Annotated in this window: 17 protein-coding genes; 5 read left to right on the top strand and 12 right to left on the bottom strand. The window is 42.3% G+C overall.

What is annotated here, in order from left to right; genetic code table 11:
* The 8 genes from L6I86_RS27565 to L6I86_RS27530 form a co-directional block, all read right to left on the bottom strand.
* Positions 1-261 (bottom strand): hypothetical protein (locus tag L6I86_RS27565; RefSeq protein WP_236291663.1); only part of this gene is annotated, 261 nt, incomplete at its 3' end.
* A 157-nt stretch (positions 262-418) separates the two neighbouring features.
* Positions 419-571, bottom strand: coding sequence for a hypothetical protein (locus L6I86_RS27560; RefSeq protein WP_236291661.1), 153 nt, complete (start codon positions 569-571; stop codon positions 419-421).
* Between the two features lie 1,362 nt (positions 572-1,933).
* Positions 1,934-3,955 carry a golvesin C-terminal-like domain-containing protein gene (locus tag L6I86_RS27555; RefSeq protein ID WP_236291660.1) on the bottom strand — a complete coding sequence of 674 codons (2,022 nt, stop codon included), beginning with the start codon at positions 3,953-3,955 and terminating at the stop codon, positions 1,934-1,936.
* 124 nt (positions 3,956-4,079) lie between these two features.
* A complete protein-coding gene (locus L6I86_RS27550; RefSeq protein ID WP_236291659.1) occupies positions 4,080-9,569 on the bottom strand; it encodes an OmpL47-type beta-barrel domain-containing protein in 5,490 nt (1,829 codons plus the stop codon).
* A 155-nt stretch (positions 9,570-9,724) separates the two neighbouring features.
* Entirely contained in the window at positions 9,725-11,353 is a 1,629-nt protein-coding gene (locus L6I86_RS27545; RefSeq protein WP_236291657.1) for an extracellular solute-binding protein, read from the bottom strand.
* A 116-nt stretch (positions 11,354-11,469) separates the two neighbouring features.
* Complete coding sequence (locus L6I86_RS27540) at positions 11,470-12,345, bottom strand: carbohydrate ABC transporter permease (protein ID WP_236291653.1); 876 nt, start codon at positions 12,343-12,345, stop codon at positions 11,470-11,472.
* Between the two features lie 12 nt (positions 12,346-12,357).
* Positions 12,358-13,329 carry an ABC transporter permease gene (locus L6I86_RS27535; RefSeq protein ID WP_420851937.1) on the bottom strand — a complete coding sequence of 324 codons (972 nt, stop codon included), beginning with the start codon at positions 13,327-13,329 and terminating at the stop codon, positions 12,358-12,360.
* Between the two features lie 243 nt (positions 13,330-13,572).
* Positions 13,573-15,789, bottom strand: coding sequence for a helix-turn-helix domain-containing protein (locus tag L6I86_RS27530; RefSeq protein WP_236291651.1), 2,217 nt, complete (start codon positions 15,787-15,789; stop codon positions 13,573-13,575).
* A gap of 179 nt (positions 15,790-15,968) precedes the next feature.
* Here L6I86_RS27530 and L6I86_RS27525 point away from each other — a divergent pair, with 179 nt between their 5' ends.
* Together L6I86_RS27525 and L6I86_RS27520 are read left to right on the top strand one after the other, a co-directional pair.
* Positions 15,969-16,145: a hypothetical protein gene (locus L6I86_RS27525; protein WP_236291649.1), complete on the top strand. Its 177-nt coding sequence runs from the start codon at positions 15,969-15,971 to the stop codon at positions 16,143-16,145.
* A 948-nt stretch (positions 16,146-17,093) separates the two neighbouring features.
* A complete protein-coding gene (locus tag L6I86_RS27520) occupies positions 17,094-17,348 on the top strand; it encodes a hypothetical protein (RefSeq protein WP_236291647.1) in 255 nt (84 codons plus the stop codon).
* A gap of 296 nt (positions 17,349-17,644) precedes the next feature.
* Here the strand turns inward: L6I86_RS27520 and L6I86_RS27515 are convergent, their stop codons facing one another.
* Positions 17,645-18,139 carry a hypothetical protein gene (locus L6I86_RS27515; protein WP_236291646.1) on the bottom strand — a complete coding sequence of 165 codons (495 nt, stop codon included), beginning with the start codon at positions 18,137-18,139 and terminating at the stop codon, positions 17,645-17,647.
* 212 nt (positions 18,140-18,351) lie between these two features.
* Here L6I86_RS27515 and L6I86_RS27510 point away from each other — a divergent pair, with 212 nt between their 5' ends.
* Complete coding sequence (locus L6I86_RS27510; protein ID WP_236291645.1) at positions 18,352-19,002, top strand: hypothetical protein; 651 nt, start codon at positions 18,352-18,354, stop codon at positions 19,000-19,002.
* A gap of 110 nt (positions 19,003-19,112) precedes the next feature.
* Here the strand turns inward: L6I86_RS27510 and L6I86_RS27505 are convergent, their stop codons facing one another.
* Positions 19,113-19,775 (bottom strand): FusB/FusC family EF-G-binding protein, encoded by a 663-nt coding sequence (locus L6I86_RS27505; RefSeq protein ID WP_236291643.1) that lies wholly within the window; start codon positions 19,773-19,775, stop codon positions 19,113-19,115.
* A 347-nt stretch (positions 19,776-20,122) separates the two neighbouring features.
* Between L6I86_RS27505 and L6I86_RS27500 the strand changes: the two genes are divergently transcribed.
* Positions 20,123-20,776 carry a lysoplasmalogenase gene (locus L6I86_RS27500; protein WP_236291642.1) on the top strand — a complete coding sequence of 218 codons (654 nt, stop codon included), beginning with the start codon at positions 20,123-20,125 and terminating at the stop codon, positions 20,774-20,776.
* A 902-nt stretch (positions 20,777-21,678) separates the two neighbouring features.
* Here the strand turns inward: L6I86_RS27500 and L6I86_RS27495 are convergent.
* A complete protein-coding gene (locus L6I86_RS27495; RefSeq protein WP_236291640.1) occupies positions 21,679-22,014 on the bottom strand; it encodes a DUF1801 domain-containing protein in 336 nt (111 codons plus the stop codon).
* Between the two features lie 206 nt (positions 22,015-22,220).
* On the opposite strand from L6I86_RS27495, the gene L6I86_RS27490 reads away from it, so the two are divergent.
* Entirely contained in the window at positions 22,221-22,556 is a 336-nt protein-coding gene (locus L6I86_RS27490; protein ID WP_236291639.1) for a hypothetical protein, read from the top strand.
* A 78-nt stretch (positions 22,557-22,634) separates the two neighbouring features.
* Here the strand turns inward: L6I86_RS27490 and L6I86_RS27485 are convergent, their stop codons facing one another.
* Positions 22,635-24,890, bottom strand: coding sequence for a helix-turn-helix domain-containing protein (locus L6I86_RS27485; protein WP_236291637.1), 2,256 nt, complete (start codon positions 24,888-24,890; stop codon positions 22,635-22,637).
* Between the last annotated feature and the right edge of the window lie 25 nt (positions 24,891-24,915).

The raw sequence follows: 24,915 nt of genomic DNA, 5'->3' as shown, positions 1-24,915 counted from the left end.
TTTAATTGCTTTTGGATCATTCCTGTAACAATAATGGTTAAATTCTTGGCCAATATCAATATCTTGTTCCACAAATGAGACAAAAGCATAAATTAAGTTCTCAGCTTCATTATCCAATTTCAAAAAATCTTGGATAACCTCATTCCATTCTTGATTTATTTTATCCTTATATCTTTTGATTTGTTTGAAAACTAAATCTGTTCTGTAGGTACTTATAAACTCTGAAGGGAGCATACCCTGAACTGTAATGGTACTACTCATTTTGACTCCTTTCTACTTATGAATTCTGCCGGATAGTTGAGCGGAGCGCCATAATTGAAAACAGGCGATGGATTGGTTCCATCGCCACTCTATAGTTACACGTTAGTTTAATGGTCGGCTGATTCAACCTACTTTATATAAGTGTCGTAAAAGACAATTAATTAACCACTCGCTTCCATGTAACATCAATCGCTCTTTCTTTCCCAACATCTTTAAGCGGTTCATAACCTGTAGAGCCATATTTCCGAATTAAAGAGCCATATTCTTCCTCAGTAATTCTGACTTCTTTGTCGTGGCAACCACCACCCACCGCCGCTAGTGACTCCCCAGAAATAAAAATAGTGAATATTTACAAAAGTAAACACTCACGATTGTTAGTCAATATCCACTAATTATGCGGTTTTTAAGATTGTTTAAAATTTAAATAAGTTTGTTAGTCAAGGGACTTATTCAGCTTGTAATGTAGAGAATATGGAAAATAAAGTTCGTTAGTTATTTTTACAATTGTAAACAGATAATCTCAGCCAATAACTCACCCGTTTCTATCAGAGATTCATAAGCTCGTTCCTACGTTAGTTTAGTCTAGGTTAGAAAGATTTTTTATGTAAATTAAGAAATATGAAAGCGATACAATAACTGAGAAAATAAACCTTGGAACTTTCGCTTTTGATTTTCTATTAAGATAGAAAAATTCATTCCCCATTTACTGTATTGGACGTATTATAATTATCAACTATTATCCCATTAATGAAATAAAGGCTGCTCGCGGCAGCCGTTTAAGTATCGTTCTTTCGTGTTTAATATTAATGCCGCTTAGATAAGATTCAACGACTTGTTTTAGACGATAGTCCGTTATTTTTGTATGGTCAACACCTATACCGACTTTTATTAAATTCTTATTTATTTCGTTTCCCTGACGTGCTTTCAGCTAAATTCAGGCCAGCTTTACGCAATAGTTGAGGCCATGTGCGTGTTGGCTTAGGCCACCAGCCCCAGAAAGAATCGCCGCAGTACAAATTGTGCCTAGTCCTTTAATAGAGCGAAGCTAATCGGCTATTGGAATTTCGCTTAGCAACTCTTTTATATCTTTTTCAATCCTATCTAGTATTTCAAAATTCCTTTCAAACTCTTGTAATAATCGCCACCAAATCCTGCTTCGCTTCTTTTGCAGCTGTCGTATCTCCTACACTTCTTTTAACTTGCGAAATGAGCTGTGCTAGCTATATGCATGCCCGTAGAGCCACCGGCTCGCTGCATATGCTCTTTCCAAATTGTTATTACGTCTGACACTGATAAAGATTCGACATCCTGCGGAAAAGGAAACTCCCTAAGTGTAGCCATAGAGCGCTTGCAGGTCCAATCTTTAAAGACAGAAAGTTACCCAATATTCCCGATCTCTCATAATTGTTCGCAATCTTTGAAAGATAATGGCAAGGCGTGAGTACTCATAGTAGAAACCTCGGCTGATCACGTCAGCAATAACAAGCGCATTCTTTAGGATCATTTTTAGATTGGCAATTATCGCGGTTCTCCTTGTTTCTTTTGGTGGTGGACGGGTTCACCATAACCACCACGCTTATACCCTTATCTGAGAGCCAATTTGCCAAACAATTCGTCATCCGATAATGACCTCACAATTTGTAACCTCAAATTGAAATTGGCAATATGTCTCTTACTTTAATATATTATCTAATACTACAGGTGTATAGCCTGGTTGCAAGCCCGTAATTATATAAAGCCCGCCAGGACCTGGAGCTTCAAACGTGTTATATTTAATATTTACGCTATTTCCAGCGTATCCTTGTAAGGTGATGCCGTGTTTCACTTCATCAATAACATGATTGTACTGGATATTACCTGCAAGAGGCTTGTCGATCCCCCCGTATACCCAAATCGCTGAATAAGAATTGTTGTTTGTTTGTCCGCTCCGAATGACATCATTGTACTGTACCAGGAAATTCGTATTGTGATCAACGGGCTGATTGAGATAGTTTTCTACACCAAGCATTATACCTGCGGACCATGCGGAGTCTTTAATTACATTATATTCAAGTGTATTTGCGTTACCGCCTATAATAGTCATTCCACGACCCCAATAGTTGTTCTCCACTGTGTTGTACCTGTAAGTATTATTGTAGTTATATAGTTCGTCATAAGGAACCATAGCCATTCCATCGTCGCCTGCGTTCCGTACCGTGTTGTTTTCTGCCAAGGCAAATTGCGTGTTTCTGGCCAAATGGATCGCATCAGCAAAGGTACCTCTAACTCGATTGTTCTTGATGACGACATTCGGAGTGCTGAAGCCGATAATACCTGCCCCAAAGGTGTTTTCCAGCCATACACCGTCTACGGTAGAGTTGGAGGCCAATCTTATGCCTTCGTGCCCGTTGATTCTGTTATTTCCCTGAATATCAGATATCTTGATGTTCTTTATCGTATCTGAATCGCCTAATGAGAACGCTTTTTTAACTGAAGTTGCGGGGATGTTTTTGTTGATTACCGAATACCACATTCCTGCACCTGCGATCGTGATTCCCGCTGGTACGGTAATCTGATCACTTATATAATAAGTACCTGCCGGAATCCAGACCTTCTTGTTCCCGCTGTTTGCAGCGGTGATCGTATTGGTTATGGCCGTATAATCATCCGACGTGTCAGTTCCGGTTGCACCGTAGTCGGTTATGGAAAGCCATGATCCATCGGGCACGGTCAATGCTGCTGGTCTTGTTTCAAGTTCGAAGAAATCTATTGTATAGGAGGATACCGTATCTCCACTGTCCTTCTGGAGTTTGATCACGTCACCGCTGCTTATGGTTTCGGTGACGATGATCTCGTCATAGAACCTGAAATACCCTCCGGTCACCGCAGTTTGAGTTCTCCATGTCCGCGCTGAATTCAGGGACAAGTCTTGTTTATGAACACCGTTTATATAGAGGCTAAGTGTACCGCTGGTGTCTTTGGGAATACTGTATCGTATAGTCAACCTGTCGGCAGATCTGTTGCTTGTTATTTGGACGTACTTGCCTACAGCATCAAGGGTTACAGCTTTTCTTCCCGATGCCTCATAGGCCAGGTTGCCGAGCGTTACACTGGACAGGACGGTGCCATTGGTTGAACCATCTTCAGCCTCGAAAGTCGTCCAAGGTATCGTAGCACCAGGTGATTGCACCGAAACATCCTGGGTAAACTTGATTGCATCAGCAATTACATATGTCCCGTTGGCATTATCGGTAAGCTCTACGTAACCGGAAGTTCCTGCTGCAAAGTTGTGTGTACCCAGTAAAACCCACTGTCCTCCCCATATAGACTGTTCATTTATGTAGTAGGTCTGAGAACCGCCATTGTAATAAATGGTAAATGGCGCATTCGTCGCGCGGCTCGTACCACCGTTCGGCAGCCTGACATAAACCGAATAATCGCCTACTGTTGTGATGGTTGGACGCCACCTTATTTTATCAGTACCCGTTCCTGAATTACTGTAGCTATAATTTGCGCCGTAGTAATTCGCATTCGCTGTTGCTGTCGTCCATGTACCTGTCAACTCCGCCGAAGTATTGTCGACTACTGTCTCAGCCGCATGAGCAACATTTGAATACGGTAAAATACCAAACATCATAACAAATAGAACCGCCGTTACTAACAATAAATTCAATAATTTTGTACTTTGAGTCCCCATTCCCATAATTTTTCCCATAATTAATCCCACCTCGCATAATATGAATATTTTAGTGGTTAGAGCCCTCCAAGCCTGCTTTCTAGGAGCAATTTTGAGGGCTCTAAGTTGATTAAAATTGCAGATTGGTGATACCCGTTACTACTTAATGATTTCCTGATTGATCATGAGGTACTGCGACTGTTACAGAAGTAACCTTTTTGTTGCCCGCCTTGTCGGTTGCCGTGTAAGTGATCGTATAGGTACGCCCTTTTTCAGCGCGTAAACTAAATGAAGTGGCAGCTGTACCAGTGTTAGCCTGTATATCACCTTGACCAGTATCCAGCCCATTGCTCGTGATGGAAGTTAATACCACGGATTCAACGCCCGATGTAGCATCACTCGAATTCAGCGTGGCATTAATCGTCACCATTTGATGATTCGCCGGCCAAATCGACGTCTTATCCAACTGGACGGATAGCGCTGGCATCGTTTTGTCTACTTTAAACTCGACGGTTTTGAGCTCTTCTACATTGCCTGCTTGATCCTTGCTGCGGTAACCGAACTTATACGTCCCTTCGCTGAAGGCAGGAATGGCGCCAGTATAGGTAATCCAGGCCCCGTCATTCACTTGGTATTCGGTTGTCACGGCCCCTCCGTATACATTGGCGCTTACGGATAAGCTGATCGAAACATCCGTCGTATACCAGCTATTGCTGCCGTTAGGCGCAGCCGGGCTTAACGTTGCGACTGTTACAGGGGCAATCTTATTGATGTTGCTTACTACAAGGCTGGTTACATTCGATATGTTGCCTACCGCGTCCGTTCCTCTTGCATACACGGTGTCATTGTCTGAAACAACGATTGGGTCCGTATACGCAGTCCAAGTGCCGCTTTCACCGACTTTGTATTCTTTCACCGCTGCGTCAGCAGGATAGCTGATCGTGACGGTAACACCCGTATTCGTCGGTTCTGTATGGTCTACAGCTAATGTTGCATTAACCGGAGCTATATGATCGATATTGCTTATTACATAATAGGTTGCATTGGATACGTTGCCTGCAGTATCCATTCCTCTTGCATACACCGTGTCGTTAGCTGAAACAACCACTGGTGCCCCGTACGCAGTCCAAGTGCCGCTTGCGCCTACTTTAAATTCTTTCACTGCTGCGTCATCGGGATAGCTGATCGTTAAGATGACATCGGTGTTGGTCGGTGCTGTGATGTCCGCAGCAAAGGATGCGTCTGACGGAGCCGTCTTATCGATGTTTACCGTGGCCGTTTGGACGGCCCCGATCTTTCCAGCGTCGTTAGTGGAACGGTAATTTATCACATGAACGCCATCTTGCTCCAAGCTGATAGGCGAATTATAGGACTGCCATGTATCCCCGCCATTCAGACTATATTCCGCTTTCCCGGAGGCCGACAATGTCATCGTAACAGGCACCGTATACCATCCGTTCATACCATCCGGCCCGGATGGCGTCATAACTGCCGTTGTTGTCGGTCCCGTCATAGCCAGTTGAATATGGACTGTTTTCAACGTTTCCACGTTCCCGGCTATATCAGTCGAACAATAGCTCAACGTATATTGGCCATCTTGATCAATGGTGATTGCGTCCGCATAGTTGAGCCATGTAATCCCGCCATCCAGACTATACTCCGTCTTGAATACACCTGACAAATTATCCGTAGCGCTAAGACTTACCGTGACGGGATGTACGTACCACCCTTCCAGTCCATCCACCTCGGATGGCGTCACAGCCGCCGTTGTCACCGGTGCCGTCTCATCCACATTGTTGATATAAATGCCGATTTTGGCCAACTGTGCGGCACTGATCTGGATGTTGTTCGTTCCGACTCCGCTGAAGGTGTTCCACTCTACCTGCAGCTTTTGCAATGTCGCGTTATCTACCCAAATACCTGCGTATGGCGTATTTTCGATGATGTTCCCAGAGATCAGGAAGTCCCCACGGAACGAATTGTAAACGGAAATAGCCCCGTAATGATAGGTCAGCTCTCCTGTATTGGTGTTGCGGAGCGTGTTATTTGTTACTTCGACACGATTGGCATGGAATGCTTCGCTGGTGTAATACAGCAAGATGCCTGCCATTTGTGTGTTTGATATCGTATTATTAGCAACCTTCACTTGCGTTCCGCTGGCAATGCCGATCCCGCTTTGGTCCGTTACCCCGTCAATCACGTTGCCAAGAATTCGAATATATTGGGGCTCTCGAGCCGTAGATCCAAGCTTGTTTACCGTTATCGCATTATCCCTACTATTCGTGATGTGATTGCCCTCAACGAACACTTGTCGGCTGGCAAGTACCGCAATTCCATTCATATTGACGTGATCAATGTTGTTGTTCTTAACGGAAACGCCGGTGGATGAATCGATTTGAATGCCTGAACCACCAGAGTTTCGGAGGGTCACGTTTTGAATGGTTACATTTTGAGAACCGGCTACATCGATTAACGAACGATTATGCCTTAGGAACGGCTGGTTGCGAAGTTCAATCGCAATATCCTGTACAGAGGCATTCGTTACGCCCAATAAGCGGACACCATGGTGATCGGCACTTGTTAAGCGAAGAACAGAAGCATCCCCTTCGCCGATGATATGCACATTGTTTTTGCCTGCGAGAAGCAAATGATGCTTGATAACGCTGTCTGGAACCGAATCCTGACCTTCCACAGGTTCAAGGAGATAGGTTCCCGCTGGAATAAACAAGCGCCCGCCTTCTGCCGGCAAATGAGCAATCGCTTCCTGGAAGGCCAACAGATCGCTTGCGATGCCGTTACCTGTCGCGCCATAATCCCTCACGTTGATTTGCGTTTCCGGAAGCTGGATCGATGGGACATCCGTCCATTCGCTCTGATTTGGCTCTCGCATGATTCCTTCAAAGACATTGTGATACGCAGGTTGTTCACTCGTAACCGTGAACCCCTCTTTCACCGGATTCGTCGGCTGCGTGACCACGTTTCCACTGTAACTGGTTGTTCCAGTGATCGGCGTCGTACCGAAATTGACGCTGCCCTGATCATTATACAGCAGCTTATTATTGGCAATTGTCAAGTTTTCGATCTGGGAATTGGTATTATTGAAAGAAAGGCCATATTTGGTTGAACCGATACTCTCATTATTTCGGAAGATGAGGTCTTTTCCTTTGAAGGCTCCGTTCCCCCCCGTTACGATACCGTTACCTTCTGAACCGTAAACCTTGTTTCCTTCCACTAAAATGTTGGTGCCCGTTTGACCTAGGGCGATGCTTCCTCCGTATTGATTTCCGGACACGTTATTGTCGGCTCGATTGTTCAGATTAGCGCGAACAATGGTGTTGTCTTTGACCGTGAAATCCTTATAGTTGAAACCGTTGGATGTTCCGGTTTGGCCATACGCATTCAAAAATATGCCCGCAAGCAATCCGCCTTCCACCCAATTTCCTTGAATAAGATGTTGAAGTCCACCGACGCTGATTGATCTCCCCCAATTCGCATTCAGCACCGTATTGTTGATCATTGTGTTGTTTTGGGATACGGCATATGCTGGATTAACATCCGAAACGATCGCAAGTCCATCATCATTCCCGTTATCAATGAAGTTATAGGCAGCGGTGACATTGACATTATTAGCGAAATGGATGCTATCTGCATTCGTATTTCTGACTTTATTGTCCACGGCCCATATGTTGTTCGTACCTTGCCAAAACACGAGACCGATACCGCCTTGATCCACACTCATATTAATCGCTTGGATGCCATTGCCGGTTAAGGCCATATTGTAAGGAGAGCCGAATCCTCTCACATCCATCCTTGGACTCCACGTCGTGCCGAAGTCCCTAACGGAGATGTTTTCCCCATTGATGCTCCATCCATAGGGTGCTTTGTCATACGTGATAAAGCGTGTAGGTAATTGCCCTGGAGCCAGCGAAGAAACGCCCGGCATCTTAAAGCGAATAACCGTTGATTCCCCATCACCGACAAAGTGTATATTCTTCAAACCGGACTTATTCCAGAAAATACGACCGACCGAGGCAGCTAAGGGTTTGAAAAAATACGTGCCCGCTGGCATGTATAACACTCCGCCACCGAAGGCAGTAAGCGCATCAACAGCATGGTCGAAGGCAGCCATATCGTCAGTGATGCCGTCACCGATAGCCCCGAAGTCTTTTACATTCGCTACCGTCATCGAGCTATAATCGATTCTAGGCATGTTCTCCAGACCTGGCCGATTATAAAAACTGTCCGGAAGGTTCGATATGGTATTGGACGATGGCGCCGTCATCGTATATTGGAAAGTTACAGGGCTGCTTGCCATTGCTCCTTCCAGGACTCCATACGCACTTATCGTGGTGCCCTGATTGATTGTTATTGGCTGTGTATAATTCATTCTTGCAGCCGAAGTCCTTGGATCGCTTCCATCCGTTGTATAGTAAACATTGGATGAAACCGCTTGCAAACCGGCAATTCCTGAAATTGTTAAGTTGGATGACAACGTAATGGTTGACCCCGGAAATAGAGCTCCCGATTGGACATTTGCAGCAACCGGCGGGACAACCGCCAATTTATAGTCAAAAGTTGCTACAAGGCTATCATTCATACCCGCTTTCACGGCGTAAGTCTTTATCTTCGTATTGTTGCTTATCGTTACTTTGTTCCCGGTATACAACTTCTTCGTATTCGAAGTCGTTGGATCACTTCCATCTGTCGTGTAATAAATGGCCGCACCTGCAGTTTCCGTAGATAAGTCAATCTGTGTTCCCGCAAGAACATTTCCTGATACATAGTTTGAATTAACCGATGCAACTGGCGGAGTAAAATACTTTTGAACCAGATAGTTGTCAATTGTTGTACGCTCGCTGCTCGATAGCACCTTCCGATAAACCAGGACCTCTGTTACCTCCGCTTTCATGTTACGTGATGTTATATAACTGCTTCCTAGCACATAATCCGTGTACGTTTTATAAATTCTCGCATTGCCTGTTGCAAGCTGCTGAGTCACAACATTATTCTCATAGGTGGTTATTCTTCCCTTGTTCGCCGCCGTGTCAAAAGTAGGTTCGAACGTCGCGCCTATTCGATAGAAATTCGTTGTAAGATCTGCTTTGCTTATATTTACCGCATACCCGCTGTTCAGACTCTCAGGATTATTATAGGTGCCGAAAGTGATAAACCTGCCAGGGACGTAATTGTTTAGTATAATTGCAAATGTGCCTGGGGTTCCCGTATCATAATTGGTAGCGAATATACCTTTTGCAGCCTCCCCCTCCACCGATGGTTTGACTACCATAATTACTGTACTATCACCGGTATAAGAAGCTGGCAATTGCTTTCTCAGTATAGTGCCTGAGGTTGTGTCGTTAAATCTGACTGAGGGTTTGCCGTAAATGGCATCCTGGACGAGTAACGGCTTTTTGTTCGGATCTACGACGGAAAGGTCATTTCCATTCCCCGACTCGTCCTTCCATATGGATACTCGGTTGTTAGCATCAACGGTTAACCCGCTATCCGCCTTTAACCAAAGGTCAAGATGATCTGTCGGTATAGGTGAATCTGCAGCGGCTTTACTTCCATCAATAATCGAGATTGAGGGTATCATCAGGGCTGCAATCAGCAGTATAGAAACGTGTCTTTTAAATTTTGACATTATTCTCATAAATAAAGGTCACCTCCAGAAATTATCTATAAGGAAAAACGAGCCGAATTGATAGGCAATGAATACAATTCGGCTTTTTCCAAATAGATTGATGCTAGTTTAATCGAATTTTATTTTGTAAGTAAGTTAAATGCAGTCCGAGTTATCATTGCTGATTATTCTACCTTCATCTTGTAGATATCACTATTAAACACCCATTTATCCTTGTTCTCTTTATACCAGTTTTTGTACCAATCCTCGAGCTTCTTGCCGCCCGTCTTATCCCATGCATTCTGCACGTCCTTAAAGGCTTGATCGATGGTATACGAATCTCCGCTGACAACGGCTTTAACCATGAAATCGTTCATTTGATTATAACCATCGTTAAACGTTGCGTTCAGATCCTTATCCAATGACGGTCTTGTATTGGGATGTGTAAAGCCTTCCTTCATATGGTTCGGATCCAGATACAGCTTATCCATTTCCTTCGAAATCTTGATCCATTCCTGATCGAACGCATTAGTGGAATTAATGCCTACGCCATCTACCACACAAGGCTTTAGGTAATATTTGGTCATGAGCATCTTGAAATCGTTGTTATAGTCTTTTTCCTTCTTATTCTTATCAGCACTGATTGGTTGCGGGCAGCCAGTGGCGTCATTCTTATAATGTTCACCCTCAACGCCGTATTCGAAATGCTCCACTGTACTTGGTTTATTCATGAAATCAATATATTGGATCACAGAAGCCGGGTCCTTTGCACCAGCATTAATGGAACCCACCATCTGAAGCGGCGAGCTGATGTCAGGTCCGAAGGAACCGTATGGTGAGGCTGGGAATGCGATTGGAATAATTTCCGCTTTCGGATCGTTTTTCTTAAGTGTTTCATAATTTTTCTTCACATCGGATTTGTATCCTGCGAAAATACCAAGCTTGCCATTGGCAAAATCCTGCTGTGCCTTTTGCCCATTCTTGTCTGTCAGGAAGTCCTTGTCTACGATGCCGTTATCGAACATCTTTTTCTTAAACTCGGTTGCAGGTTTGATCCGGTCGAATTGACGAACCAGCTCGCCGTTCTTAATGATGAACATCTCGTTTCCAAACATTCCGTCAATATAATATTGACTAAATTGGCTAAAATTGAATCCAAATGTATCCTTCTTGTTGTTTCCGTCCGGGTCATTATTTGCGAAGGCGTTTGCAACAGCATACAGCTCATCTACAGTAGTAGGCACTTTTAAGCCTAGTTTATCCAACCAGTCCTTACGGACTACTAGAGAAGACAGCACTTGTGGCTTACTCACGATACCAAAGTCATACATCTTACCGTCTGATTTGCTTCCCAGCTTCTTCAATTCAGGGAATTTCGCAAGCAGTTTCTTATATTCTGTACTGTACTTTTCAATCAAATCGTCTAAAGGCATCAGTTGCTTCTGACTCCACAGCTGATTACGGAAAGCGTTGTCATATTCCAGAATCAGGTCTGGCGCATCGGCCGCAGCAAATAACGTGCTTAACTTCTGTTGAGACTCGAATCTGGGAATGGAAACAAACTTTACATCCACTGGACCATTCTGATTAATCCACTTCGTCCAACGATTATCCGTGTAGGTTCCTTCCTCGGCCGGTATTTGGGCGCGATCATAGATCGTTGCGGTGATCTTTCCGCGCTTCTCTGGCGCTTTCGTGGCATCAGCAGACTTATCCGCGATGTCCTCCTTTTTCGTACTGCAGGCGGACAGCACACCACTTAATGTCACAGCTATTACGGCAGTACTGATAATACTTTTATTCAGATATTTCATTTGTTGAAAGCCCTCCTTGTTTTTTTAGGTTTCTCTTGCCTACTGAAATCATTTCTGCCTTAAATCAGGCTGACATCCCAATCTCCGGCATCACTCCCTTCCAATTACTTTGTTCGCTATCCTTTAATAGCTCCAATCATGACTCCGTTGACGAAATATTTTTGCAAAAATGGGTAAACAGCAATAATTGGCAGAATCATGACCATAATTCCTGCAGATATAACTGATTCTGGTGTAATCTTCGCGAGATCCTCCGAATTTAACTGGGCCAGCTCCGCAATGATCGACTGGCTGCGAACCATATTCTGAACTAGCACCGAGAGGTTGAATTTATTGGAGTCATTAATGTAAATCAGTAAATTAAAGAAGGAGTTCCAGTGGTTTACGCCGTAGAACAAAGCTAACGTTGCCAAAACCGGCTTGGATAATGGAAGTACGATTTGGATAATAAGCCTCCACTCGCTGCAGCCGTCCATACGCGCCGCTTCCTCCAATTCATCTGGTATATTCTCGAAGAATGACCGTAATACAAGCAAGTTATACACACTGATTAGTCCTGGTATCCATATTGCTCCATAGTTGCCGACAAGCCCAAGTGATTTAACCAGTAAAAAATTCGGAATCAGTCCGGCAGAGAACAGCATTGTGAAAACGATAGCGAGTGTAAAGAACTTTTTTGCATAAAAGTGTTTTCTGGAGAGCGGATATGCGGCGAATATGGTAAACAACATATTCAGTGACGTGCCTACAACAGTTATGATGATACTATTCTTAAGTGAGTTAACGATAGGTGTTCCATTCACCAAATTCTTATAAGCAATCCATGTTGGTTCAACAGGCCATAAGCCTACATCCCCCGAAAGGATGGCATGCCCGCTGCTCATAGACAATGACGCGATATGAACGATCGGCAAGAGACAGCTTAATCCCGCCAGAAACAAAACTATATAATTGACTTTCAGAAAAATGCGTTCACCCCATGTGGGCTTCATTCCTTTTGCCTCCTACCACAAACCTTGATTAAACTTTTTGGCAATGCCGTTTGCTGTCAGTACCATAGTTAATCCGATTATGGATTCGAATAAACCGAGTGCAGCGCCGTGGCTGTATTCCCCGCTGCCTAGACCCACTTTATAATTCCAGGTACTAATTACCTCGGAAATATTCTTAACCACCGGGTTTTGCAAAATATAAACTTGATCGAACCCTATGTCCATCACATGGCCGATAGATAGGATGAACATAAGAACAATCGTTGAACGGATGCCGGGTAGTGTAATATGCCAAATTTTCCTCCACTTATTTGCACCGTCCATACTTGCTGCTTCATATAAACTTGGATCAATACCTGTTAATGCCGCAAGATAGATGATTGCCGACCATCCTGCGTTCTTCCAGATGCTTGACCCAACGAATATAGCGATCCATGAGAATTCTTTAAACAAAAACGGATAAGCCTCACCCGTTGTTTTCTTGATTAGTATATTGACAATACCGCTTTGCTGAGCAAATATCATTGTCACCAATCCACCGACAATAATCCAATTCAGAAAGTAGGGAAGATACACTAGCGTTTGAACAGATTTCTTAAACCACATCTTTCTCACTTCGTTTAACAATATGGCCAGTATGATGGGAAATGGAAATCCTACCAGCACGGTTAATGCGCTGAGCATAATGGTATTACGTATGATTTGCGTCATTTGCGGGTTCGTAAATAGATAACTGTAGTTTTCCAGCCCCACCCAAGGACTACCCCAAATCCCATCTGCGAAATTATAATCCTTGAAAGCGATGACAAGCCCGAACATGGGAATATACTTAAAAAGTATGAAATACACCGCAATCGGTATAAACATTAGTAATAGCGGTTTATTTTGATTGAATCTCTTTTTTCTCTGAAGCCATAGTGCTTTCTTGTCCGTAGGTATATCACTCCACCCAGGCTTCTCTATTGCTTGACTTCTTGCAGTCATGGGTGCATCCTCCTTATTTTTAAAATTGATTTGCTCGGCCTCTGTATACTACTTCTTCATGCCGAGTACTGACAACTAACACTTTAAAACCGCTATAACAGATTTTGATATAGAGAAAATGCAGCAGTAGCACATGCTCGGCAAGAAAAAAACAGGATATTACAAAAAATAATAGCCGCTGTCCCATTGACAGCAGCTATTATTGACGATGAAAATTGCAGCTTTTTTCAATAAGCCGTCTTCTTATTTTCGATAGTCCCCCGGTGTAACGCCCGTTAATTTTTTAAATACTCGATTAAAGGAAATATAATACGTATAACCTACCGCGACAGCTATATCCTGAATGGGCATAGTCGTCTCCTTTAACAGATGCATCGCCTTTTCTATCCGAACTCTTGCCAAATAGTCAATAAAGTTTTCACCAATCTCTTGTTTAAACTGCCGACTTAAATAGCTTGTTGTGATATGAAACTGATCGCCAATATAAGAAAGAGAGAGGTCAGGATCTGCGAATTGCTCTTCTATATATTTACGCACCTCCTGAATAATGGGATGCTTGCTGCGGCTCATCCGCATTCGACTTATCCGTTCATAATAGTCGGAGAGTATCTGTACGAATTCTACCCGGAAATCTACGAGCGTTTCGAAACGTTCGATGGCTTCCTTCAGCTCGAGCATCGCCTCATCCTCCCACAGCCTCCGAATCTCAATAGGCAATTCGACCATTTCACGATATAAATGGTAATAAATATAATTTGCCAAGCCAATAATGTCGTCCCGAGAAAAATAACCGGAACCCCACTCGTCAAACACACTTTCCAAAAGCGACTTCCAGTCTTCTTCACCCAATCGATAGGCTTTGACGATGGAACGAATGGAAGGCAGCTGATCATAGACTTCGCCTTTAGGCTGCGTAGAAATATCGAAGCGTGTAATGACGCGATTATTACCAAGTATTGATTTATACTGCATCCCCTCTAAAGCTTCTTGATAGGAGTGGTAGATATCCCCCAATTGATCTACTGCAATGCCAAAGCTTACCGTTAGCGTAAAGCGCAGGTTGCCCCGTATCCACTCAATGAACTTGTTTCCCACGGCTTGAAGGCGAGTTTCGAATTCCTTCTCCTTCCCCGGACCATAAATAATGAACCCTATTCGCTGATTCGAAATCCATTCCGTCCAAATTGTCAAGTTCATGTTTTGAGCCAGCTCCCCGATTACGTTGGCAACCGCAAATCGAAATAAGCCTTGATCCCTTATGTTGTATTCTTTGCAAAAATCCGTATACCGGTCAATTTCTGCGATTCCGGTACACATGATTTCAAACTTATGATTTAACCCAAATTTAAGCGTTTCGTGTTCCCATTCTTCTATACCGATGGAACGGTTACCCTCGGTTATCTGATAGAAGAAGTGCCGTTTTCGATAAAAGGAATCCTCGTTGGACTGCTTGATTAGATCTTCGAAAGCCGTTTCAATGATATTAAATTCATTAGCTTTCAAGGGTAACGCCCATATATGGCTTTTTTCGGGTGATGAATCATGAATTCTTTTAATAATCGTCTCAATCGGCTTATACATTCTACGGGAAACATATACAATCATTGCAATCCCAGCCATAAATGCCACTAAAATTAACGCTATCCAATTATAAGAGAGGGAAGCTAGATATTCTCCAAAGCCATTGCCATAAAGTCCACTTCGCATTTCCCAGCCTGTATAGTTGGATTTGACTGTAGATAACAGCTTGCTCGTACCTTGGTTATCAATTGAATCATTCTTGTTATTATCTGTTCCCGTAATGGCCTGTCCATTACGGCCATAGAGGCCGAGAAAGCTCACTCCGGAGCCTGCCATACGTGTCAAATCTTCACGAATCGAATCGACTCTAACATTCACCACCATCATGCCAAGCTCTCCGGAGAGAAGCGGATACTGCCGAACAAGCGAGAGAACCATTCGTGGTTCTTGATTGAAGCTGTTCCACAGCCTTGGATCGGTCCAATAGCTCATCTTGCTTGGATTATTTTGAACCTGTTGAACAAACTCTCTGTCCATATAATCACTAAGCGGAGACATCGCCTGATTTCCCAGAACAGTTTGATCCCCCAGACGAACCAAATATAACGAGTCAATCCACGGATACGAAGTCTTCATCTGAGTCAGCTTTTGTGAAACCTCAAATTCCCCCAAGTATTTATTGGAACCATTTTTTTTAAAAAAAGGCTCCCATATTTCCTTCGTGCTTAGATCGCCAGTAACAAATTGATCGATAGCACGTAGGGTGTATTCAACCGTCTGTGATGCCTGCTCTGTGAACAATTGATTGGCACGGATCGTCTGTTTCTTTGAAGCTTCAGCCGACGCAAGAAAGAATATGATAATCAACGTGATCATAAAAGTACCAAATAAAGGCAGATAGGATAAAAGCAAACGCTGCAGCCAGTATTTCTTCTTCATCTAATCCCCCCTATGACCTGAACATTATCAAGTTAAAGCATTATACAGCACATAACAATTATAGAATACAGTCGTTGACATTATATTAAATACAGCCTTTTTTCTCAATTAACACTTTAAGAAAAGGATTACATTTTTTGAATAACGGACAATAAATGAGATAATGATTGATATTTATTGTGAATAACTGGGATGTCGTGGACTTTATCAATGCTGAAGCTCGTCAAGACCGCAAAGTTCCGAACGGAAATACCTTAGTAGATGTCACAAGCAAGCTATTAAAGAATCTGTTGGCAAATTTCTATACACGCAAACGAAAAGAAGACCCACGGTTGCCGATTATCATTCAGGTTTAGCCAATATCCAATGACGAATAGACATTACGACTTTTTCTCCGACAGCTCGAAAGTTCGAAATCTCGTCGTTTAGGCTTCCATGAATTATTATGATCTGATATCAATTACATCATTTCTTAAATATGAAATCATTTACAGGTAAGAATGTAATAATTCAATCTCATGATGAAGAAATTGTATTAAGCACTATTGGAGAACGGTACGTGAGGCAAATTGTCAATTTCTTAGTAAAAGATAATTCCAATTCCATACTCATAATCTTAGAATATATAAAGAAGAATAAACGTATTAACAAAAGGTCAGTCTGATGAAACAAACTGACCTTTTGTTATTCAACTATAGTTCTGTGTTAGTTCAGCACTATGAATGTTTTCCCTTTAATTTCTAAAGCCTCTTCATCAGATATTTCCACTAATATTCCAATTATGTCTGGGCGTCTGTTCTTAAAATTGCTCCCATAATTTATCATTTCTATACCTTTGATTTGAATTTCTTGAGTAGCATTTCCTTTATTTCTGAATGTATTTCCGATTTTAATGGTAGCATTCGGATTATTAATAACACAAGTTAGAACGTAGCCGTAATTTTGAATATGTCATCGATTATTAATTCATTGAGAGACAAACAATCACCTCTTATTAATATGATTTTCGCAAATTTATCATTTGTGAATTATTCGATAGGTGATTGAACAATACTGCCCGTTAGTTCAATCAATAACGATAAAAATACTACTTAGTATTCATTGTTATATTATGGAATTATCGGTGGGTTATAGAGTATAATGCCATTTGTTTTGGGTGATATACATATGTTTCAACAGCAGTCTAAAAGTAACGCTTCCCATTCCGCTAGCAACTCGTTTAATAATTTTACACTTCAACATGTCGGTGGAAAAAATACGAATGAAACGCAAGATGAGTTTTTGAAGGAACTAAAAAAGAAGTAGTGGAAGCATCAAGTGGTCATGATGATGGCCACAATTTTGCAAAAGGTAGGCTTGAGTATACGGTTATTAAAATGGAAAAAACTAAGTTTGCTACAGGTGTCTATAAAAGCGGCGGAAGTGTGAAAAGGCCGATGAAAGTAGGTTATAATTACCGTGATTTTGCTGGAAAAGGAAAGTATCCAGATTTTGGTAAAATTTATTATGGAGAAGAAGAAGATAGAGGAAAAATAACTCAAAGTCTCGAGGATGAATGAAGTGACCGTTCCCGCCTAGTATTCCATCACGATCAATAAAAACAGCTTGAATCTCCAGTAAAATCGCCCCCGCATTATCTACTTAATAAGTTTGGTAATTCTCTCAAACCTTAGAATAATGCTGCCCGTTCGTTTAAAAGCAAAAAAAGAGACCCACAGCAACGGGCTGCGGGTCTAAAGATTTATATTTTAAAAGGGGGTCGTCTTTTATTATAATCCTGAATGATTAATACCAGATGAAAATAAGATTTCAATCATGTAACAAATATTTACTCTTTTCTGCGGGTTTGAATCAGCTAGCGTCTTTTTAACATGTCTTCTACTTTGGCTTGCATAGATTGCACCGTTGTTTTCCTATATTGAATACCAAGCCGAATGACCTTTAATTGCTGTCTTCGTGATAGCGTTCGGAAACGTGGTTCTTGCTTTAAAAATTTACGAATAATCGTCCAACTGTTGATTTCAAACCGGTTTGGTTTTAGGTAGGGAACTTCATAAGGCAGTTGTCGTTTTCGAAACCGATTAACAAGATTTCCAAAGTTAGCTGAAAGTTTGCTTTCATCTACGAGACACACAGCCTGATTTTTATTTGTGTGCTTTTTGAGGAATGCGAAATGATGGTGTCCATCTTGGATAATATAGCCACCATCTTTCTTACTTTTTTGCACAATTAGTAATTGCATAAGGTCCTGTGCCACTTTTTTTAACTCCTTCTTACGTGGCGAGGTCTTCATATTGGTACTTTCCTGCTTAATCTTACTTAGAGGTATATATTGCACTGTATATCTCAACGCTACCCCTCCTCAACACCGCTGATTAATGTAATGTATTCCAACTTATGACAGTGTATGTATGTTAGCGTATTGGAGGTTCTTGCTTTCCTTGGAAGTCTGATCCTATTGCTATACGTGGCTAGGCTTTCTAGCTATTCACCCACACCGAGTCTTTTGGTTCCACATATATTGTGAGAGAACAGACCAATCGAATTGAGGGAGTGATAGCTATGCCCGGACTGCTACGGACAGTCAACGGAACAACCACCCTTTTTGCAACAGCAAGCATAAAATCCAAGCAAGAAGGCATCTTAAGCGCTAATATCGAATTGGTTTTAAACGCCAGTAGAGGTGTCTCCGACATCTTCCTAAATATCACGCAGAATGCAGGTAACTTAGTAACATTCAAAATACAATCTCTGAATCGTACAAGCAGCAGACTCACTGCTTCCTTTGGTAAACAAGTGAACGGTGTCTCCAGTGCCAACATTATTCTCCAAGATAAGAGCAACAATATCACTGCTAGAGGATTCATTAATAAGAAAGCAATCATTCCCGTTAGACTTGAAAGCGGTTGTCAATGTGGTTGCTCTTGTACGCATACCAAAAAAATAAGATTCAAAGACGGCACAACATTAAAGATCAGTATCGATAAATCGCTCCAACTTGCCCTTAAACGACTATTTGCTAAGCTTGAGCGAGTATTAAAAAAGCTAGCTCCGCGGAGAGGCAAAGGTGCGACCGCTGATCCCGAATGCAATGCAAGATGTTATCGTATTGCAAATTCTTGCAAGGCTGCATGCGGCATCTTCGCTGTCTTATGCACGCCGATATGTTTGAGTGCACAGGCGGTTTGCCTCATTAGCTGTTTGCCGACATAACGGTTGAATATCTCTCCTAAAGAAACCACTCCCTTGGCAGGAGTGGTTTTGTCTTTATTTGCTGATATCGTCTTATGAATAACAGGCATAATAACCATGCTTCGCGGCCGTTACGGACCGACATACACACCATGAATGAATTTCTCCAATACTGCGACATCCGTTATGTTCTTGTTGCAAACCTCGCTATTCACGCACAAATAATTACCTATGGCCCTGTAATAATCGGGCGATGCACCTTCCGGTTTCCACTTGGTCACAGCAGTGAATAGCGCGACCTCAGTATGCCGATTGCACACAAAGCAAACGCCATTCTTATTAGTCGGCGTGTACTTCCCTTCAATGCCGATTAGCTTCCCGTTCAGATCATAAACAATGAATAATTTATTCGTTGCAATATCGGTCCAGCCCAGGTATGTCGCGAATCTATAAGTGATACCTGTAAGATCGGGTATTTTCAATTTCTTGTTCTTAGGGAAAAGTTTCTTAATTTGATTGTCCGTCACATGCGCATATTCCTCTGCTAAATAAGGCTCCAAGGCATGCAGATATCGCTGAAAGTCCGCAGTGGTTTGTAGCTGTTTCAGGTTCACAAGCCATTGTTTTTGCAGGTCGGTTACATCCGCAAACAATTCGCTTATCTTGACTTCTGTATCATTGCGAACCGCTTCGACCACTTTCAAATTGGAGACGGAGTTACAGGCACTTTGTAACTGACCGATCAGCTTCTTAATCTCGTTGTATTGATGGTTTCTAATGAATGGTTGACTCATAGCTTTCAGCCCCTTATTTTTATTGAAAATAAAATAAGCTGCAAAGCCCCATAATTAGAAACGATTTTTCTCGGGCGATCACCATAAACGAATCACCCCATGCAAAGATCGCCCTAATGAAAGGCTCTGCATGAGTCGCTTCTTATTCCGGCAAAATGATTTGCCATATTTACCGCCTCCCTTATAGACTTAAATTATAAGGGAGTTCCTACTCTACCCGCAAGTGTTGTGCCCATTGGAATAAATCCCAGTACATATATGAAAATAAAGCGTTTACAAACATAAAAAATACCCATATACTATTTCTATTTGAATGGTTATTTCTACATGAAAGAGAGATCTTTACGATGAAACGGTGGTTACCGATTGCTATACTGCTTACGAGCGCGCTTTATATTTTTGAAATTCGACCTGAACCTCAAGCATTCAAATTCTTTTTCAAATTAATTCCGATGTGGCTGATTTTGTATTATGCATACTCGCATATGCCTTCAGCCAAAAAATGCGTACATGGGTTGATGTTAACCGGTTTATTCTTCGGCATGCTTGGCGATGGACTAATTATGTATTGGTTCGTTCTTGGGCTTGCTGCTTTCCTAATCGGTCATTTGTTTTACACCGCAGGTTTTCTCGTCCAATGGCGTTTCTCTTGGTTGCGCTTCTCTTCGATCGTACCTATCGCCATTTATTCCTTCATAATGGGCAGAGAGTTAGTAATCTCGCTCATGGAGCAAAATAACGCTGGTCTTGTGGTACCTGTGCTATTTTACATTGTCGTTATCTCGCTAATGGGCTGGTCTGCGATTATGACTAGTAATCGAGGGGCGATTGTCGGCAGTTTTCTGTTCTTGATTTCGGATTCTATCCTGTCCTGGAACCTGTTCGTCTCCCCAATTTCCTATGCGGATCTCTTGATCATGACAACCTATTACAGCGCCCAGTTCATTATCGCTCGCAGCGCAACTCTTCCTGAACAAAGAGAAATGAAAGTGCACCCCTGAGTTTAATCTAACATTGTTATTGTGATTTATTTTTTCTGACTAATTTGAAAATCAATAAAACAATTAAAATAACGATTGCGACTGATATCAGTTGAAAAATTGCTGTACTCCATTCAAAATGCAATACAAACCCTCATTTCATAACTAACGATAATCAATTCTACCATTCTAAGCGGTCATCGGTTGATTGATTTCATACTCTTTGCGTCTATTTTCAGTCTAACCTACACTTCATTCAAGAAAAACCTCAAGAAAAAAAAGGGCGCTTTTCAGCGTCCTTTTAGCCTATAATACGGAAATGTCGCTTGGCATTGTGCCTGTGCGTTGAATGTTACGTATCTGAGTAGTACTTATCCGGAATCCAACCAGAATAAACGACGAGGTTACATTGTTAAAGTTGAACGCTCGTAAGTCTGCAATGTTCTGGCTACCACGAAAAATCCGAAAATTCCCTGTAAAATTACGCCCTGAAAACAGTATTAACGTAACTTGACTAGGAAATACAACATTTCTTAGCCGGAAACTGGAGATGATATTGTTAAAACCGAATAATCCCAGATTTGAAACTGCCACGCCTCTTCTAAATGTTAAATTTCTTCCAGTAAAGTTAAAACCCGAGAAAAAAGTAACTCTAACATTCCGGTTAAATATAAATCCCATCCCTATCACCCTCTTAATCTCAAGATAGTAACAGTGTATGATTTGGTTAATATATTGGCTTGGACTTATGTTATAATTCTCCCAGATATCTTACTTGCCCCATCGTGACACCCCGCTTAGTAGGCCATGCTTTTTCAATTGTCTCTCAATTTAGACAAAAAAGGGGTATTCTCCATCCTTGAAAGGACGAGAATACCCCGTGTTATGCTCGCTCTCTCATCTAACCGTTTCTACGGTCGAATTTATAGCGTGATTGAGGCTTGCTTCAGAAGCCCGGACAAAGTTAAGAGATCCGGAGTGCTTCCTTCCTTTAATTTAATCCACTTTCGTTCAGCAGGCCCATCGAATTCTTTCGGAAAGTCAATTCCGTTTGCATTCATGATCATAAATGCAATCGCGTCTTTGGAAGGCGAAATTACTGCTGCATAATGTCCATTTTTCAGAAAGTGTGGTTTTTTGTACTGAATGCGTTCTTCGGCTTCCGAAATCGTCTCATGAACCATGTTCCGCAGGGTCGAACTGATATCGGCTTGCCACTTCGGTAGATTTTCTATGTAGGCCGTAACTTCCTGATTCATTCTTTAAATCCCTCCAATTGGTAATATTTTACTCACTTTAAAGTATACTGTTGCTAGAATATTCCCGTCAACGCTGTAAACTACCTGTTACTTCAGCAAACTTGGGATCGTCTATTATGTTACTCAAATTCAATAATTAAACATACACTTTTGGAACTGATCTAGCATAAAATCTTAATATTGACTGTATAAGGTGGAGATTCCTAATGTACGCTAGATTAAGTATGTTTAGATTAAAACCTGATACCCCCATCTCATTCGCAGAGCAATGGGCTGAGAAAACTTACTTGGTCCATCGATCACTAAAGGGATTTAAAGGTATTACATTTCTGGGAGAAGATATAACGAATGAGTTCGGTGCCATAAGTTATTGGGAAACGAAAGAGGACGCTTTAGCAGCCGGTGATACAATTGAGATCAAAGTTTATTCCACGTTATCAAAAACTTATATTGAATCCCCTCCTATGATTGCAATATATGGCGTATATGACCTACCTGCGGGGAACGGTGAATTAATATTTTATGGTAAATTTAACTGGTAGTAGGTTAAGTAAAACTGCCTAGTTAGAACAAAAAGGGCTGCCAATCGGCCGCCGCAAGGCAAGCCCTTCTCTTTCCGTTTATTTCTTTAAAAAGCTATCACGATACTGACCTGGCGTCGTTCCCTCCAACTTGCGGAAATATCGAATAAAATTGGCAGGCGTATTGTACTTCAACTTCTCCGCGATCTCGGAAATTTTCATATCCGTTTCTAACAGCCATTGTTTGGCCATCTTCATCCGATACTCCGATAAGTAATCGCTGAAATTAACACCTGTTTCCTTGCGGAATACTTTGGTCAAATAATTCGGGCTGTAATTCATACGGCGTGCGCACACCTCTAGGGAAAGATCGGTATCGAAGCCAGTCTCTATCATATGAATAATTTGACTGGAAATGCTCTGATACTGCGCATCTAGCTTATGTTCCAAGTGAATTAGAAACGGAAGCATGACCACATCAAGAAACCACCGTTCCACCTCACTCACTGTTTTCAATTGAAACAGTTGTATGAATAAGGTTTGCTCATCGGAGTATAAATGTTTAGGCAACACGCCTGCATCCTTAACTGCTTGTAGCATTTGCACCAGAAGACGGACGAAGGACATGAAATATTCTTCATGCGTTCGCTCATCGACAGCAAGCGTCGTTATGAATTGGTGAAGACAGCTCGTAGCCTGCTCTCGATCCGCGAGTTTTAAGGCGTCCAACAGCTGCCGCTCTGCGGTATCTGGATAACTCAACTGCATGCTCTTTTCTGGCTGTACATCCTCAATGAACAGGATCGATTCTTCCCCCAGGTTCATGCGGTACTTCAAAGCTTGCAACGATTCTCCATAGGCATGACGAATTTGCTTAATGTCGTTAAATGTATGACTAAAGCCAATGCTGACTTTCAACTCTAGATAAAGTTTGATCATCTGCATGATTTGATGTGCAGCTATGTCGAGAAGATTCTTGAACAGCTTGGGATCTGTTTCCGCGCCTCCAAGCAAAGTAACCTGGGAGTCTCCCATAACGACGGGTGGCAGCCTCTGCTCAGGTGTAATAAGTTCGGAAACGATATTGTTAATAGCAAAAAGCAGTAAATCCTGATCCTGCTCTTCAAAACGCGTATTGGATAATGTATCAATCTGGATTGTCATCACACACATGCTGTTCCATTCCGTCGGATGACCGAAGGCTTCCAGCTTATCCTGAGCCTCGGTTCTCGCCATGTCGCTCTGAAAAAGCTTGAAAACAAAATATTCCCTCATTTGATGGGACTGTCCCATAACCTCTTGTAATAGACTTGACTCCCTTTGCATCAACCCTCGAAAACGCTCATTGATAAATTCGAATTCATCCATGGCCCCTTCGGTGCCGACGGTTTCAGGAGAATTGCGCACGACTTCATACAACTTCCGAATCGGTTTATACATCTTCCTTGAACCTAGATAAGAAATCAGTAGAGCTAACAATAAGATACCAAGACAAATATACAGGGTGAACCACCCTATGCCCTGCGACTCCTTGTTTAGCTCATCAATGGACACCACTGATACATACATCCAACCGTTATAATCGGACTTCCGATAACTGATCCCGACACGCTCCCGTTCCGAACGGGTTGTGTAGAAGCCTTGCTCCGCAGCAGGTATGGGTTCATTCCCGATCGCTAGTTCTTGAAACGGTTTGCCAATCAGATTAGCGGCATTGCCGGCGAAGACAACTTCTTGATCGTCCAGCAGCAGAACGTTGCCCATAGCGGTATCCTTGTTAATTAAACTATTGACATCATAAATCGGAATCGACATGATCAGCAGCCCCGATGGGTTAGGGGAATACGCTGGGATTTTCTTAATGAGTTTCATTCCGGTAGAACTTGTGGACCAAAATGACGTTCTTGGATCATTCACCCATCCCGCATAACTTGCCATAGCCTTCGTTTCCAGCATGGACAAACCCGTATCGTTAATGGACCATTTGCCCGCTATGCTTATGAGTTCCATGCCCATCGTCCCGAGCTCATTGCTTTGCAGCTTACTCATCGATTCGAGCAGACTCTTCACTTTCTGAACGTATCCGTCCGTACCAGCCAATTCTCCCTTAAGAGCGTCGATAACTACCGGTTGATTCATATATTGAATAGCCGAGTAATCAATCAGCCTCAGCAACTGTTCAATTTGTGATTCGGTCTGTTTCAGCATTTGCTGATTGCTCTCATTGACCTTAGTTTGCACCGCATCTGAAGCTTGATAATAGGAAAAAGCCCCCAATACCATGACAGGAATCGTCGCGAGCAGCAGTGTAAACCATATGAGCTTGGATAAAAAGGTAGACGCACGTAATTTCATAAACAAGCCCCCGCTGTTCTTGTAC

The sequence above is a fragment of the Paenibacillus allorhizoplanae genome (genome assembly GCF_927798215.1).
Classification (GTDB): Bacteria; Bacillota; Bacilli; order Paenibacillales; family NBRC-103111; genus Paenibacillus_E; species Paenibacillus_E allorhizoplanae.
The sequence above is the reverse complement of the archived record's forward strand: the minus strand, read 5'-3'. Positions and strand labels throughout refer to the sequence as shown.